Origin of the sequence: Parerythrobacter lutipelagi (assembly GCF_005434975.1) — a bacterium.
In the GTDB taxonomy this organism is placed as follows: domain Bacteria; phylum Pseudomonadota; class Alphaproteobacteria; order Sphingomonadales; family Sphingomonadaceae; genus Parerythrobacter_A; species Parerythrobacter_A lutipelagi.
The window spans coordinates 235,201-251,403 of the sequence record NZ_SKCJ01000001.1; the positions used below are offsets into that span (position 1 = coordinate 235,201).

The window sequence follows — 16,203 nt, forward strand, 5'->3', positions numbered from 1 at the left end:
CCCCTATCGAATTCCTTGCAGGACAAAGAATTTCGCGCCGCGTTCATTCGCACGTATTTCACTTACGTCGAGTTCCGCAAGCAGCGCGCCGTACCGGTCCCGCACTTCGCCTGAATCGCGGAAATGGCGGACGTGGGATCGCGCGCCAAAATTCGGTACGGTGCCCAAGACAAGCGTGCCCGGCCTGATCCGCTCGATGACCGCCAGATCGGCTTCGATATGCTCGAGAAATTCGAGCATGATCACACAGTCATAGTCATGGCTTTCCAGCACGTTGTCGTGGTGGATGTCAGCAACACGAAACTCGAACGAGGGGCAAGCTTTGGACGCCTGTCTGACCATACCGGGGCTGAGGTCGACACCAAGATAGTCCGCCAGTCCTAGGTCTGCGAGCATGGCCCCCACCTGACCCGATCCGCATCCGATATCGAGAACTCTGCTGCGCCCTGATCTGTTCAAGCGATCTGCCACAACTGTTCTGATGGGATAGTAGTGCGACTGCGTATAGTGGACGGTCCAGTGCGCCACATCGCGCACTTTGGCGTCGTAGAAATCTGCGTCCTGCTCAACCCCCCGGTCGCTCACGTTGTCCGCTCCGCCTTGTCTTTCGCATTGGTGCCTTTGATCATGGCACGCATCTGGTCCCATTCGGCATCGCCCAGCGGCGCGAGCATAGTATAGAAATTGCCCGAATTGGCCTGATAGCCCGCGCCATCGATCGCAATGGTCTGGCCGTTCACCCATTCGGCGCCCGGCCCCATCAGGAACACCGCGAGATTGGCAAGCTCGTGCATCTCGCCGTGTCGGCCCATCGGGTTCATCCGGTCCGACGAATTGCCCCCTCGCCCGCCCGGAGAAAGCCGCGCGCTCATCCCGTCAGTCGGAAACAAGCCCGGTGCAATTGCATTGAAGCGCAGACCGTAGCGCCCCCATTCGACTGCCAGGCTCTGCGTCATGGTGTTGATCGCCGATTTCGACATGGCGGACGGGACGACAAACGGCCCGCCGTTCCACACCCAGGTGGTGAGAATCGACAGAAAATTGGCCGATTTCTTCTCTACAATCAGGCGCTTGCCAATATTGTGCGTGACATAGAAGGTGCCGCGAAAAACGATGTCCGATATGGCATCGAACCCGTTCACCGACAAATCCTCGGTCCGGCTGATGAAGTTGCCGGCCGCATTGTTGACCACACCGGTCAATGCCCCTCCCTCTTGCCATATCGCGTCAACCATCGCGTCGACCGCATCGGCATCGCGAATATCGCAGGCGTGTCCGGTGACTTTGCCGCCATGCTTCGCCACCAATTCTGCCGCAGTTTCGTCGAGCTTGTTCTGTCGCCGCCCGCAGATGTGGACATCCGCCCCCAGTTTGAGGAAAGCTTCGGTCATCTCCTTGCCGAGCCCTGTACCGCCACCGGTCACGAGGATACGCTGGCCATCCATCAGCCCATCGCGGTACATCAGTTTATCGATTTCCATCGCCCGTTCCCTTTATCGCGTTTGCATCGCTTCTTCGGTGGCGCTGCAGATAGTGTCAATCTGTCCGAAATCGCGCGGCCGGGTCAAACGCCAGACCGGCACCTGCGCAGCGATGCGGGCACAACCGACCACATGGCCGCTGAGCCGTCCCATCAGTTCGAGAAACGCCTTCCGGTACATCACAGCTTCGGACAAGGCACTGACGGCAACGCTCCCTCGCAACCGCTCCAGCCGCACCTCGTCACCCCATACAAGCACGAAGATGCCACCTATCGGCAGCGGTAGGTCGCGCGATGCCGCCTCGGTCATCGGCAAATGGTACCGGTCGTCCTCGAAGTGATCACGTTGGAGCGCATCTTGCGCCCAGCCGAGCGCGCCAAGTGCGCTATTCCAGAGTTTCAACCGCGAGGCGGAGGGCCATATCGTTCCGGTCTCCGGTTCTACCCGGCTTAGATCGTCAGCGACCAGCCTGTGACCGCGCCGAGCCATCGCTGCGGCCATGGTCGACTTGCCATGCCCGCTCTCACCGCAGAAAAACGCCGTGCGATCCCCAACCGAGACAGCGCTGCCATGCCACATTGACCAGCCCCGTTGATAACCCAAAGCGCCCCATGCGCTGCCAAGCGTGAACAAGCGCAGTTCTTGTGACGTGGCAGTGCTATCCGGAGTAATCGCAATCCGAGTACCTTTTTCGACCGTCCACTGACCGGCACCAGCCTGGCTGAAAGCCAGAACGTCGCGGGCGCGATCATAGCTGTCCGGGCCAGCCGGGACATGCGGCACCGGGTTGCGGCTTTCGATCACGATTTCCGGCTCACCGCGGGGGACAGGCTCGCCCCATTCAGGCAACTCAAGGCTCGTCGCAACCCAATGGCCAGAATGGCGATAGTGGAATCCAGCCTCCATGCTGGACGGCTAGCCAGACATGCGAGGCGAAGCAATTGCTATGCTGGTGATTCCGCTGTAATGATGTCCTCCTTGCCCCGGCGCGGCGAAGGACTGCCTTATCAGGCTATGACTTTGCACTCCGGGGCCAAGTGTTTCTAGCCAAGGACTTCCGCATGTCGCGTCGCCGCCAGATTTACGAAGGCAAGGCCAAAATCCTTTACGAAGGTCCGGAACCGGGCACCATCATCCAGTATTTCAAGGATGATGCGACCGCCTTCAATGCGGAAAAGCGCGGCACGATCAACGGCAAGGGTGTGATCAACAATCGCATCAGCGAATTTGTCTTCACGCGCCTGTCGCACATTGGCATTCCGACGCATTTCATCCGCCGGCTGAACATGCGCGAACAGCTTGTGCGCCAGGTCGAGATCATCCCGATCGAAGTGGTCGTTCGCAACGTTGCCGCCGGTTCGATCTGCAAACGCCTAGGGCTCGAAGAAGGCGATCCCCTGCCGCACACGCTGATCGAATATTATTACAAGGACGATGCGCTGGGCGATCCGCTGATCGCTGAAGAGCATATCGCATGCTTCAACTGGGCCGGCCCTGAAGAAATGCAGGATATCGCCAGCATGGCGATCCGCGTAAACGATTTCATGTGCGGGATGTTCGCATCGATCGATATAAGGCTGGTCGACTTCAAGCTTGAATTCGGTCGCATTTATGATGGCGACTTCAGCCGGATCATTCTGGCCGACGAGATCAGCCCCGACGGCTGCCGACTGTGGGACATGAAAACCGGCGAGAAGCTCGACAAGGACCGCTTCCGGCGCGATCTTGGCGGCGAGGAAGAAGCCTATCAGGAGGTGGCTCGACGCCTTGGCTTGCTCGACGGCGAAAACAACGGTCCGGGCGAAGTGTTCGACCTCAACGCTCACCGCGGCAAACTGCGAAACACACCGAAAAAGAAGTAGACGGCCCGCGCTGGCAGCGTCGCTTGCCAGTTTCAGGCAAGCCTTCTACCCTTTTCCACGGAAGGGGATGAGCGATGCTGCGCATTTTTGGCTGCGTGATCGCCGCAGCGGCACTGCTTCTGCCGTTGCCTGCAGCGGCTCAGAAAGTTGCGCTTGTCATCGGCAACTCGAATTATGCCTCGGCCGGCGATCTGGCCAATCCCGAACGCGATGGAGCGCTGGTTGCACGCGCGCTACGCGAAGCGGGATTTGACGATGTCACAGTCGCCAATGACCTCGATTTCTCCGCGTTTCAGGCCACACTTCGCGGCTTTCGCGACAAAGCCCGGAGCGCGGATACTGCCCTCCTTTACTACGCAGGCCATGGCATCGAAGGACGCGGGCAAAATTGGCTCGTCCCCACCGACGCCGCATTGAGCCGTGAAGCCGATTTGCCGTACGAAGCGGTCGAGCTGCAACTGGCAATGGACGCGCTGGACGGAGCGCAACTCAAGATCGCGGTGCTCGACGCTTGCCGCAACAATCCGTTTGCCAGTGACTGGACGGGCGCAACGCGGAGCGTCTCACGCGGTCTGTCACCTGTCGAGGTCGACGATGTTCTCGTGATCTACGCCGCAGCACCGGGGATGGTCGCATTCGATGGCGACGGAGCGCACTCGCCTTTCGCCACTTCGCTTGCGCGACGGATCTTGCAGCCCGGGCTGCCGGTACAGATGCTCGGCGGGATGGTGCGCGACGACGTCCTGGCCGCAACGTCCGGCGAGCAGCGGCCATTTATCTCCGCATCGATCACCGGTCAGCCGATCTATCTGGTGGACGGGCCGACCGGCGAAGTGTCCGAACTGCTCGCACTGGGCGAAAGCGGCAATAGTGCACCAATCGCGCGACAGGGGCCCACCCGAAATCGCTCTGTCGAAACCGATGCCGCTGCCTGGACCGCTGCGCTCGAACTCGACACGGTCGAAGGATATCGCGCATATCTCGATCAACAGCCCGAGGGAGCATACGCTTCCTTTGCCGACGCCAACATAGCGCAAATTCTGGATCCGACAGCGCTGGGAGGCGAACTGCGCTCTTCACCGCGCGGCCTGATTTCATTCAAATCCGCTCTACCTGACCGCTATGCCATCGCAGGCAGCAAGACCCTTCCGATCGACGGCGTCTGGAGGCTTTCAACCAATGGCAAACGGATGCGATTCGACATGGGCCGCGCTTTCGCCGTCGACGGGTGGAACTTCTCGCTCGTGTTTCGTGTCGAACCGGATCAGGTCACGATGCGCGACCTGAGACAAACGGTTAAGGGCGAGTACGAGGGTTTTGATATCCTGCTCAACGCGCCGGGGAAACTCAAGGTGCGCAAGGATGGCAATCTCGAGGTCGAGATAGCCACCTGGCCATTTCCAACCAAATTCCAGATGATCCGCGTCGCAATCGATGATCCCGCTAGTCTAGATGAGGAGACGCCAGATTAACAATTTGGCGTTCCCGCTCCGATTGCGTTATAGTGTATGGGGGAGATCATGCGTTACCTGGTGATCCTGATTGCTGCATTTGTAGCGCTTTCTTGCGGCACTGCGCAGGCGCGCGAAGTGGCGCTCGTGATCGCCAATTCGATGTATGACCCGCAGCGTGACCCGCTGGAAAATCCAAACCTCCGCAATGCCGCGAACGACGCGAAACTGATCGCGGCAAGCCTGAAGGACGCTGGCTTCGAAGAAGTGGTCGTCGCAATCAACCTCTCGACCGACGACTTCCATCGCAATTTGACCAAGTTCGCAAATCTCGCTGATGGGGCAGACACGGCGGTGATATATTTCGCCGGGCACGGCGTGCGCCACAAGGGCACAAACTGGCTGATCCCGACCGGGGTCCACCTGACCAACGCGAAGGATTTGCCGTTCGAAGCAATCCAGCTGGAGCTTTTGCTCGATGCGTTGAGTGGGGCGAAACTTCGCGTTGCGGCGATCGATGCCTGCCGCAACAGCGCCGCAGAACTGGGCTCCGACGACGAGGATGGACTGCAAAGCGGACTTGCCGGATCGCAAGTGAAGAATGCGCTGCTGATCTTTGCCGCTGCGCCAGGCGAATTTGCACTCGATAGCGTCGGCGGCAGCATCCATTCCCCCTTCGCAACTTCGCTGTCGTCGCAATTGTCGAAGATGACCCGGCTGCATGATATTGGCGGCAATATCGCCGAAGATGTCGCCAAGGCTACCGGTGCCATGCAAACGCCGGTCGCGATGGTCGGTATGGGCAGCAAGAATGCGTTTCTTACGACCGAGCAATACCAGCAGGCGATGGCCGCGATGGAAGATAGCGCGCCGACCGACCGGATGGTGTCCCTGATGCAGGACAAGGAAGTTTGGAAGGAAGCCAAGGCCGACGGCTCGAAAGAGGCTCTGGAGATCTACCTTGAAATGTTCCCTGACGGCATGTTCCGGAAATTCGCTGAACTGGAAATAAAGCGCCTGTAGTCTGACGGTTGCCAGAAAAGCCATCGTGCGGCACAGATCATCGCGATGAAGAATTTCCTGATTGTCGCAGTGTTTCTGGCGGGGCTTTCCTGCCCGCAGCCTGCGTGGGCGGACGATCCTGCAGCCACCGGGCAAGCGACCAGCGCAGCACCGCAATGGGCGTTCGAGACGAGCGATATCGAGCCGGATCCCGCATTCGTGTTCGGCGAGCTCGACAATGGTTTGCGTTACATCATTCGCGAAAATGACCGGCCCGAAGGCACCGCGCTTGTCCGCATGAGGATCGGCAGCGGTTCACTGTCCGAACAGGACGACGAACGTGGTCTCGCGCATTTCCTCGAACACATGGCTTTCAACGGATCGAGCCGCGTTCCCGAAGGTGAAATGATCAAACTGCTGGAGCGCGAAGGGCTCGCCTTCGGCGCGGACACGAACGCATCCACCGGGTTCGAGGATACCACCTACAAGCTCGATCTGCCGAGAAACGACCCTGACCTGCTCGACACTGCACTGATGCTGATGCGCGAAACCGCGAGCGAATTGACGCTGAGCCGTGACGCGATCGAGCGCGAACGTGGTGTGATCCTCGCTGAGCGGCGCGACCGGAATACCTATTCGTTACAGGAACTGATCGACCGGCTCGAATTTGCGACCCCGGGTGCCTTGCACACACGTCGCCTGCCGATCGGTGTGCCGGAAGTGCTCGAGACCGTCACCAGCGAGCAGATGCGAGCCTTCTATGCCCGCGAATATGTCCCGGCGAATACGGTGTTGGTCGTCGTCGGCGATATTGCCAGCGGCACGGTCGAAGAAGCGATCCGTCGACACTATGCCAGCTGGACGGCGGCGCCGCTGCCTGCCGACCCGGAAGTCGGAGTAATCGACCTCGGGCGCGGCGGCGAAACCGACATCTATCTTGATCCGGCGCTGTCAGAACGGATTACCGTATCGCGCCATCTGGCGTGGGGAGAACGGCCTGACAATATCGCTACCCGGCGCGAGAACCTGCTGCGCAGGATCGGATATGATATCGTCAATCGGCGCCTCGGTCGGCTTGCCTCGCTGGACGATGCACCGTTTCGTTCGGCGGGTTTTGGTACGGGTGACGTGTTTGACAGCGCGCGCACGACAAGCCTCGTCGTCAGCACGCCCGATGGCGGCTGGAAACTCGGGTTGGATGCAGCGACCGACGCACTGCGCACCGCTCTCCGCTTCGGCTTTTCCGAGCGTGAGGTCGCCGAGCAGATTGCCCGCAGTCGCAACGCAATCGAGAATGCCGTTTCTTCAGCTGAAACACGCAGCAACAGTGCGCTTGTCGGCGCCGCGCTGGCATTGGTCGAAGACGAGATAACTCCTTCAACACCCGAAGATAGCCTGGCGCGCTTTGAAAGCTATGCCGAAACGATCACGCCCGATCAGGTTTTAGAGGCATTGCTGGCCGACAGCGCACGGTTGGATAATCCGCTCATTCGCTTTCGCGGCAGGCAAGCACCCGGAGGCGGGTCAGAGGAACTGCGCGCCGCATGGGAAACGGCTGTCGCGCGCCCGGTCCAACCGCCCGAAATCGTCAAGGTTGCCGAGTTCGCCTACACCGATTTCGGCGCGCCGGGACAGGTGGTGGCAGACACGAGGGACGATCGCCTTGATGTGCGAAAAATCACTTTCGGCAACGGGGTCAGGCTCAATCTCAAACGCACGGATCTGAGCAAGGACCGGATTTCCTTCCGCATGAATATCGACGGCGGCGACCTGCTCGATACGAAGGACAATCCGAACGGCACTGCCATGATCAACTTCTTCACCGCCGGCGGTCTGGGAGCGCATTCGCGCGACGAGCTGGCCACCATCCTCGCAGGGCGCAGCGTCGGATTGGGCTTTTCTTCGCTGGCGGAGAGTTTCAGGGCAAGCGGTACAACGACGCAGCGTGATCTGCTGTTGCAACTGCGCCTTCTGACCGCTGGGTTGACCGATCCGGGCTACCGACCGGAAGGGGAATCGCGCTACCGCCGGTCGGTCGCAAATTTCTACCGAACGCTCGACGCAACCCCGGGCCTGGCGTATTCCAGTGCTGCAGGGTCCATCCTGTCGGATGGAGACCCGCGATTTACCCGTCAGCCTGAAGAGGTCGCGCTGGCGCAGACTTACGCAGATTTACGCAGCACCATTGCAGACAGTTTGGCGAACGGTGCCATCGAAATCGCGCTTGTCGGAGATTTCGACGAAGAGGCCGCCATCGATATGGTTGCGCAAACGCTTGGTGCCTTGCCGCAGCGTAACCTGGAATTCCTGACCCGCGATGAAGCGCGGCAGCGTGGATTCACGCAGGACCGGTCTATGCGCACGATCACCCACAAGGGTGAACCCGATCAGGCTCTGCTGCGATTGATTTGGCCGACCATCGACGACAGCGATCTGAAGCTTTATCTGACTATGGAGCTCCTAGAACGGCTCGCGCGGCTATCGCTACAGGAGGAACTGCGAGAACGCCTGGGTCAGGCCTATTCGCCAAGCGCGAACAACGCGCAATCCGGAGTTTACCCCTGCTACGGTACTTTCTCGCTCACGGCATCGCTCGACGTTGATCGCGTGGACGAGGCACGCGCGGCCATGCACAAGGTCGCAGAGCGTCTGCGCAACCAGCCGGTTAGTCAGGATACGCTGGAGCGCGCACGCAAACCACTCGTCGAAAGTTATGAGAATGCACTGAAGGGCAATAGCGGCTGGCTGGCGCTGATCGACCGCGCGCAAAGCAAGCCTGAGGACATCGATCGTTTTCTGAAGGCGCAAGCTATCGTCGAAGCAATAACTGCGGAAGACATCCAGCACGCCGCCAGCAAATTCCTTACGCAGGCCGACGCGGTTGAGATACGTGTAGTCCCGGAACAATCATCGCCTGAGGCGCCATGATTGCGTGTTGAATACCGCCACCAGCCAATTGCGCTCGACGCGCTACAAGCTATAGGCGGCGGCACAGCTCTGTTCGCCCCGTGAAAGGAACCAGCCCGATGAAAGTGCATGTCCATGTCTCGCTCAAGCCAGGCGTGCTCGATCCCCAGGGACGTGCGATTCATCACGCATTGGAAGGACTAGGCTTCACCGGCGTAAACGATGTTCGCGCTGGGCGGCTTATCGAACTCGATGTCGCCGATGACACGGGCGACGATGATCTCGACGCGATGTGCCGCAAGCTGCTGGCCAATATGGTGATTGAGAATTACCGGATCGAGAAACTGCCTGAAGCCGTGGACGCAGCGTGATGGCGTTCCAGTCCGCCGTCATAACATTTCCCGGCTCGAACTGTGACCGTGACATGGCGGTTGCATTGGAATCAGTTTCAGGAACCGCACCCCACCGCGTCTGGCATGGCGAAAGCGAGCTGCCGGAGCGGCTCGACTTCATCGCTCTGCCCGGTGGCTTTTCCTACGGCGATTACCTGCGCAGCGGAGCAATGGCCGCGCGCAGCCCGGTCATGAAGTCAGTCGTTGCAGCGGCTGCACGAGGGGTACCGGTGCTGGGCGTGTGCAACGGTTTCCAGGTGCTGACAGAGAGCGGCCTGCTGCCCGGTGCGCTGATGCGCAATGCCAGCCAGAATTTCATCTGCCGCACTGTCCCGCTAAGAGTTGAAAACTCGACGTCGCTGTTCACATCGCGTTACGAGCAGGGCGAGGAAATCCATATTCCTGTTGCGCACCATGACGGCAATTTCTTTGCTGACGAGGACACGCTCGACCGGATCGAAGGCGAAGGCCGCGTTGCGTTTCGTTATCTCGAGCCATGCAATGGGTCACGCCGCGATATTGCCGGTATTTTGAACCAAGCGGGCAATGTCCTGGGCATGATGCCTCACCCTGAACGTGCGGTCGAGGACGCCCACGGTGGAACCGGCGGTCGTCGGCTGTTTGAGAGTGTCGTGACGCGTCTGGTCGACGCCTGACCTTTCTGCTTGTTTATTGATTGGCCGCCTCGGCGCGTTGGAAGATCATCCGGACCTCTTCGATCGGCATCGGACGGCCGAAATAATAGCCCTGTATCTTCTTGCAGCCCAGCTTGCGGATCAGTTCCGCCTCTTCTGCTGTCTCGACGCCTTCCGCTGTGGTCGACATCTCGAGACTGTCCGCCATTGCAACGACGGCACGGATAATTGCGAGGCTTTCTGCGCTTTCCTTTGCCGCCCCCTGGACGAAGCTGCGATCGACCTTGATCGTCGAAAAGCTGAGTTTGCGCAGATAGCCAAGCGAGGAGTAGCCGGTCCCGAAATCGTCGAGCGCCACGCTGCAGCCGATGGCGATAACCTGTTCGAGCGCAGCACGGGCAATATCGGCATCGCGCAGGAAAATGCTTTCCGTCACTTCGAGCTCAAGCCGCTTCGCTTCCAGTCCGCTTTGCGACAGTGCCCGCACCACGTTGTTGGTGAAATCGGGGTCGATCAGCTGCTCGCCCGAGACATTGACCGCGACACGCACATGCGCGGGCCACAGAGCGGCTGCACGGCACGCCTCCTGCAAGACCCAGTTTCCGATCGGCACAATCAGACGGGTGTCTTCGGCAAGCGGAATGAATTTGCCCGGGCTGACCAGGCCGTGGTCACCGCTTTGCCAGCGCACGAGCGCTTCGAAGCTGAGCAGTTCTTCGGTATTCGCATCGACGACCGGTTGGTAGTTGAGCAGAAGCTCTTTGCGCTCGATTGCGCGCCTCAGCGAGAACTCCAGCTTGCGGCGCTCTTCTGCATGCTGATGAAAGCTCGGCTCATAACAGAAATGCTCGCCGCCGCCTTCATCCTTCGCGCGGTATAGCGCCAAATCAGCGTTTCGCATGATTTCCTCGACCGAATTGCCATCCCGCGGGCCGACCGCACTGCCGACGCTTGCACCCACATAAAGAGTGTGATTGTCGATGTCATAAGGTTGTGACAGCCGTCCGATGATCCGCCCGGCAATTTGCTCGATGCAGCCCTTCTCGGAGGCGTCCCGGACAACCACTGCAAATTCATCGCCGCCCAGCCGTCCGCACATCGCGTTCTCGCCCATTAGCTCTTTCAGCCGCGCAGCGACTTCCGCCAACAGCTGGTCACCAACCAGATGGCCAAGCGAATCGTTCACTGCTTTGAAGCGGTCGAGGTCGAGCATGAGAAACGCACATCTCGTCCGCCACTGGTCGGCGAATTTCAACGCATCACGCAAAGCTTCGTTGAGCATCAAGCGGTTAGGCAGCCCGGTCAACGTATCGTAGCGCGCAAGATAAGCGATTTTCTCGTTCGATTCGCGCTGTTCGGTTACATCAGAGCCGACGCCGCGAAAGCCGAGATAATTGCCCAACTCATCAAGGATCGGCGTGCCGGACAATTCCCACCAGCGGTTCTCTCCGTCGATGGTAACCTTGACGATGAGATTCGAGAAATTCTCTCGGCGCTTCAAGCGTTCCGCCAGATCATGCAAGCTCGGCGCGAATTGCCCGGTTGCCCACGCGTCTCCCGCGATCATCTGGAGGAATGGCAAGCCGTCGATTTCCTCCGGCGGTTTACCCAGCGCGAATGAGAAGCGCGGCGAAGCCTTGCGAACACGCCGGTTGGTGTCGATTTCCCACAGCCAGTCCGCCTGATTCTCTTCAAACTCTCGCAGTAGCAGAGAGACGACTTCGCTCTGTTCGGTTACCCCTGCTTCGGCAATGCGCGCGGTGAGATATGTTCGCGCCACGGCGAGCGAGCCAGCAGAGACCAGCCCGATCATTGCAATCACACTTCCAGCAAGGAAATATTCGCCTTTGAGCAGGGACACGATAAGGGTTGCCAGTCCGGTCGTGACTGTGAATGTAATCGTCGAAAGGGGTAGCGCTGCGAGGAACAGTGCAGAGCCGGCAATCAGCGCTGCAAGCACCGCCCAGACCAGCATGAGTTCTGTGCTTGAGCCCCAATAGCCGATTGCGAAGGGCGCGCAGGCCCAGACGACGCTCAGGCCTGCTACGGCCAACCCATGCGCGCGGACTTCGCTGACTGATGGCCGTCTGGTATCGGTGTCGCCAAGCACGCCCACGGTCTTCTGTGTGTGAAGTAACGCCAGAGCCAAAAGCACGATCCACGCAATGACCGGAATTGCGCCGACGGCAACAAAACCAATCGCTGCAATCAGCAGCGCACCGGCAATTTGCGTCCCGAGACGTAATGGTCTGTTCGACGGCATGCTCGAATATTGCAGCGCACGCAGACGCGCCCAATCGCCCGACTTCGGGCTGGACAGCCCGAGGACGGCGAGTGCTGGCAAATGGCCCGGCAATGCCGGCCGGTCGGGCGTGCTTTCATTCACGCCCGATCAGGTAAGCAAGAAAGGTTAGAAGCTGGTAAAGGCTCGTATCATAATTGACTTGAGACTGACCGCCGACATTGGGATCTGCGCCTCGTCAAGTCACTCAACGGTAACGGATTTCGCCAGATTTCTCGGCTGATCGACATCGGTACCCTTCGCGCAAGCGACATGGTATGCAAGCAGCTGAACGGGCACGGCATAAACCAAAGGCGCAATTAAAGGATGGACGCGCGGCATCTGGATCGTTGCCATGCATCCCTCGCCCGCCTCTGCGAGTCCCTCTTCGTCTGAAATCAGCACGATTTTCCCGCCACGCGCGTTCACTTCCTGCATATTCGATACGGTTTTTTCGAACAGCGGGCCTGACGGCGCCAACACGATCACCGGCACATGCTCATCGATCAACGCGATCGGGCCATGCTTCATTTCACCCGACGCGTAGCCTTCCGCGTGAATGTAACTGATTTCCTTGAGTTTCAGAGCCCCTTCCAGCGCGAGCGGGAAGTCGGGTCCGCGCCCAAGATAAAGCACGTCGCGCGCCGGGGCGATGAGATGTGCCATACCGGCAATGTCTTCGTCATGGTCGAGCGCCGCGTTGAGGGCCGCAGGCGCTTCAAGCAGGTGTTTGACCACTTCGCGTTCTTCGTCGCGGCTCATCAAGCCCTTTTTTACCGCCATATGCGCAGCCAATGCGGCGAGCACCGCGAGCTGGCAGGTGAAGGCCTTGGTCGAGGCCACGCCGATTTCCGGACCCGCATGGGTTGGAAGCAGCAAATCGGCTTCACGCGCCATCGAACTGGTCGGCACATTGACCACCACGCCGATGGTCTGGCCATGTTCCTTGCAATAACGCAGTGCGGCGAGTGTATCCGCAGTCTCCCCGCTTTGCGAAATAAACAGCGAAAGGCCGCCGTCTTCGAGCACTGGCTCGCGGTACCGGAACTCGCTGGCGAAATCGATGTCGACTGGAACCCGCGCAAATTGCTCGAACCAGTATTTCGCGACCATTCCCGCGTAATAGGACGTGCCGCACGCGACGATTGTTACGCGGTTGATTGCGGACAGGTCGAAGTCGATTTGCGGCAATGCAACCGTCTCGTCGGCCTGGTGGACATAGCTGGAGAGGGTCTGCGCAACCACGGTCGGTTGCTCGAAGATCTCTTTCTGCATGTAATGGCGGTAATTGCCCTTCTCCACCGCCGCTGCCGAAGCACCGGATGTGGTAACTTCACGCTCCACCCGATTGTTTTCACTATCGTAGATAGTGGCGGCGGCCTGATCAATGACGACCCAGTCGCCCTCATCAAGATAGGCGATTTTCTGCGTCAGCGGGGCCAGGGCAAGCGCATCGGAACCAAGAAACATCTCGCCCTCGCCATATCCGACGACCAGCGGCGAACCGAGGCGCGCGCCAATCAGCATACCGGGATGCTGACGAAAGGCGATCGCCAGCGCAAAAGCGCCGCGAAGGCGCGGCAGGACAGATTTTACCGCGTCCTGCGGAGATGCCCCGTTCTCGATTTCGCGCGAGACGAGATGCGCCACAACCTCGCTGTCCGTTTCGCTTTCCAGCGTATGGCCATCAGCCACCAGCTCGTCGCGCAGAGTCTTGAAATTCTCGATGATGCCATTGTGAACCAGAGCGACTTCACCCGTTGCGTGAGGGTGTGCATTCTCCGCCGTGGGCGCTCCGTGGGTTGCCCAGCGGGTGTGGGCAATGCCGATGTTTCCCGGCGCGGGATTGCCGGATAGCTCCGCGACTAGATTTGCCAGCTTGCCCGGCGCACGCCGTCGGACAAGTTGCCCGCTTTCGATGGTGCAAACTCCGGCGCTGTCATAACCGCGATATTCCATCCGCTTGAGCCCATCGACCAGCCGATCAGCCACTGCATCCTTGCCGACGATCCCGATAATTCCGCACATGTGTAAGTTAAGTCCCTGTTTTTTCGGTCCAGTGCCCCTGGACCATAATTGTTGGCATTTCGTGTAGCCGCTTGTGCCGCGGGTTCAATGGCTCTTTGCTGTACGGCCCGATGCCCACAGATAGAGCCCGGCTCCGATTATTATTATCGCGCCCACGAGTGAAATCAGGTCGGGTGCCTCGGCGAACCACCACCAGCCCAATCCGGCCGCCACCAGCAGCTGGATATAGGTCATCGGGGCGATGGTTGCTGCTCCGGCGCGGGTCGTCCCGAGATACACCAGCCAATGAGCCGTGCTGGCGGTCACCGCTACCACCGCGCAGCGCACTACGATGCCCCAATCCGGCCAGCCGAATTGCAACGCCTCGACCCCGCTGGCGCGACCGATAAATGCGGCCACGACAAGAATGGGCGCGGCGCAGCAAGCGACGAACACCTGCATCGAAAGAGAGCTGCCCTGACCTGCCGCTGCGCGGTTTCCCATCACCAGAAAGCTGATGAACAGCGCGGCACAAAGCGGAAGCACCGCTATCCAGCCAACTTCGGCCAGGTTCGGGCGCAGGACGACCAGTACACCGGCAAAAGCGACCACCGATGCGATCAATGTCGCGGGTCGCACCTGCTCTTTCAGGATCGGTCCGCTGAGCAACGCGGTGAAAATCGGAGACATGAATACCAGCGATGTCGCTGCTGCAAGCGGCATCACGAAAATTGCCGAGAAAAAACAGATGGTCGCCATGGCGAGACAGAAGCCCCGGCCCAGTTGCAGCAACGGGTTTTTCGGGCGGAATCCCGCTTTACCCTCGCGCAGAGCCAACATGGTGGCGAGCCCTGTCGCTCCGATAGCGAAGCGCAGCGCAGCAACGGCTATCGGCGACCACTCACCCGCCATCGTCTTGACCACGGCATCGCCAAAGGCGAGCGAGGCAAACCCCGCCAGTGCAATCAGTACGCCTTGTCGTTCATCATGTTGCACGGGAAACGCCGGCCCCCTCGCTTGAAGTTGCCGGCGCGCCTAGTCGGTTTGTGCGGTGATGGATAGCCCGCGCTTGGGTCAGTGAAGCAGTTCGGCTGCCCCGACGCGCCCCGCCAATTCGCGATCTGCCACAGCACCGCATTTTTCTGCAACCGCGTACTTATCCTTTTCGCCGATTGTACGGGCAAGGATCAACTCGCCCAGCAGGCCGACACCGATCAACTGGCCGCCGGTCAGGACCAGAAGCATGCCGAACATGAGCAGCGGGCGATCACCGATCGGGCCCATTCCCAGCGCCCACAAGACACTGAGATAGCCGAGGATGGCGACCCCGAGGGTGGAGGCCACCAGGCCCGTCCCGCCAAAGAGATGCAACGGACGCGCGCCGTAACGCGTTGTCAGCCACACGGTCAGCAGGTCGAGCGCACCCTTCACTAGACGCTTGGCGCCGAATTTTGATTTGCCAAACCGGCGCGCCCGATGTTCGACCGGAATCTGTGCGATGCGGAAACCGCGCGCGTGAAGCAGCGCAGGCACGAAGCGGTGCAATTCGCCATAGAGGTTGAGTTCAGGCAAGGTTTCGCGGCGATACGCCTTGAACCCGCAATTGTGATCGTTGAGGTCGAGCCCGAATGCCTTGTTGACCGCACCGTTGAACAGTTTCGACGGCAGGGTCTTGTCGACTGGATCGTTGCGCACCTGTTTCCAGCCGGAGACGACATCCGCGCCCTCGCCGAGAGCTTTCAGGAAATTGCCGATTTCGACCGGATTATCCTGCAAATCGGCATCCATGCTGAATACCACATCGCCGCTCGCCACGCCGAAGCCGGCGGACAGCGCCGCGGATTTGCCGAAATTGCGGCGAAAGCGAAGCAGGGAAACCCGCTTGTCCTTCTGCGCCATGTCGCGAACGACCTGCGTCCCGCCATCATTGCTGCCATCGTCAACGAATATCAGTTCGAAGCTCTTGCCGAGCGCGGCGCAATTCTCGACGATTTCGCCATAAAGGATTTCGAGGCTTTCGTGCTCGTTGAAAAACGGTATCACGAAGCTGCAATCAGGGGTGAGGCCGGTATCCGGCTCGATCTTGCCTGCAAAGGACATGTTAAACGGGTTCCCTCCAGTTGTGAGGCCCGTGCTAGGCAAGGGATGGAAAGAAAACGTTAATGCTGTTTGGTAAGGACTGCAC

Annotated in this window: 13 protein-coding genes; 6 read left to right on the plus strand and 7 right to left on the minus strand. The window is 59.7% G+C overall.

All coding sequences use genetic code 11. The features are described 5' to 3' along the window. Window positions 1-3 precede the first annotated feature (3 nt). Genes E0502_RS01195 through E0502_RS01205 form a run of 3 tightly spaced genes read right to left on the minus strand, consistent with a single transcriptional unit; the run spans window position 4 to window position 2,387 of the window. A complete protein-coding gene (locus tag E0502_RS01195; RefSeq protein WP_161593685.1) occupies window positions 4-585 on the minus strand; it encodes a class I SAM-dependent methyltransferase in 582 nt (193 codons plus the stop codon). After that, the gene (locus tag E0502_RS01200; RefSeq protein ID WP_137676163.1) at window positions 582-1,481 is read right to left on the minus strand and encodes an SDR family oxidoreductase; all 900 of its coding nucleotides are present in this window, start codon (window positions 1,479-1,481) and stop codon (window positions 582-584) included. The genes E0502_RS01195 and E0502_RS01200 overlap by 4 nt, the downstream gene beginning before the upstream one ends. Window positions 1,482-1,493: 12 nt before the next feature. Next, a complete protein-coding gene (locus E0502_RS01205) occupies window positions 1,494-2,387 on the minus strand; it encodes an HPr kinase/phosphorylase (RefSeq protein ID WP_137676164.1) in 894 nt (297 codons plus the stop codon). Window positions 2,388-2,542: 155 nt separating this feature from the next. Between E0502_RS01205 and purC the strand changes: the two genes are divergently transcribed. The 6 genes from purC (at window position 2,543) to purQ (ending at window position 9,751) form a co-directional block, all read left to right on the plus strand. Continuing rightward, on the plus strand, window positions 2,543-3,343 hold the full coding sequence (gene purC, locus E0502_RS01210) for a phosphoribosylaminoimidazolesuccinocarboxamide synthase (protein ID WP_137676165.1): 801 nt from the start codon (window positions 2,543-2,545) through the stop codon (window positions 3,341-3,343). 74 nt (window positions 3,344-3,417) lie between these two features. Then, entirely contained in the window at window positions 3,418-4,815 is a 1,398-nt protein-coding gene (locus E0502_RS01215) for a caspase family protein (RefSeq protein ID WP_137676166.1), read from the plus strand. Between the two features lie 36 nt (window positions 4,816-4,851). Next, window positions 4,852-5,817 (plus strand): caspase family protein, encoded by a 966-nt coding sequence (locus E0502_RS01220; RefSeq protein WP_137676167.1) that lies wholly within the window; start codon window positions 4,852-4,854, stop codon window positions 5,815-5,817. A gap of 45 nt (window positions 5,818-5,862) precedes the next feature. Beyond that, a complete protein-coding gene (locus E0502_RS01225) occupies window positions 5,863-8,724 on the plus strand; it encodes a M16 family metallopeptidase (RefSeq protein WP_137676168.1) in 2,862 nt (953 codons plus the stop codon). Window positions 8,725-8,822: 98 nt separating this feature from the next. Continuing rightward, window positions 8,823-9,074: a phosphoribosylformylglycinamidine synthase subunit PurS gene (gene purS, locus E0502_RS01230; protein WP_137676169.1), complete on the plus strand. Its 252-nt coding sequence runs from the start codon at window positions 8,823-8,825 to the stop codon at window positions 9,072-9,074. Next, window positions 9,074-9,751, plus strand: a complete 678-nt coding sequence (purQ, locus tag E0502_RS01235; protein ID WP_137676170.1) for a phosphoribosylformylglycinamidine synthase subunit PurQ — start codon at window positions 9,074-9,076, stop codon at window positions 9,749-9,751. Before purS ends, purQ begins: the two co-directional genes overlap by 1 nt. Window positions 9,752-9,764: 13 nt before the next feature. Here purQ and E0502_RS01240 read toward each other — a convergent pair whose 3' ends face one another. The 4 genes from E0502_RS01240 to E0502_RS01255 form a co-directional block, all read right to left on the minus strand. Next, window positions 9,765-12,116: a putative bifunctional diguanylate cyclase/phosphodiesterase gene (locus tag E0502_RS01240; RefSeq protein ID WP_240048805.1), complete on the minus strand. Its 2,352-nt coding sequence runs from the start codon at window positions 12,114-12,116 to the stop codon at window positions 9,765-9,767. Window positions 12,117-12,215: 99 nt separating this feature from the next. Beyond that, a complete protein-coding gene (gene glmS / locus E0502_RS01245) occupies window positions 12,216-14,039 on the minus strand; it encodes a glutamine--fructose-6-phosphate transaminase (isomerizing) (RefSeq protein ID WP_137676171.1) in 1,824 nt (607 codons plus the stop codon). Window positions 14,040-14,123: 84 nt separating this feature from the next. Then, window positions 14,124-15,014, minus strand: a complete 891-nt coding sequence (locus E0502_RS01250; protein WP_137676172.1) for a DMT family transporter — start codon at window positions 15,012-15,014, stop codon at window positions 14,124-14,126. Between the two features lie 78 nt (window positions 15,015-15,092). Continuing rightward, a complete protein-coding gene (locus E0502_RS01255; protein WP_137676173.1) occupies window positions 15,093-16,118 on the minus strand; it encodes a glycosyltransferase family 2 protein in 1,026 nt (341 codons plus the stop codon). Between the last annotated feature and the right edge of the window lie 85 nt (window positions 16,119-16,203).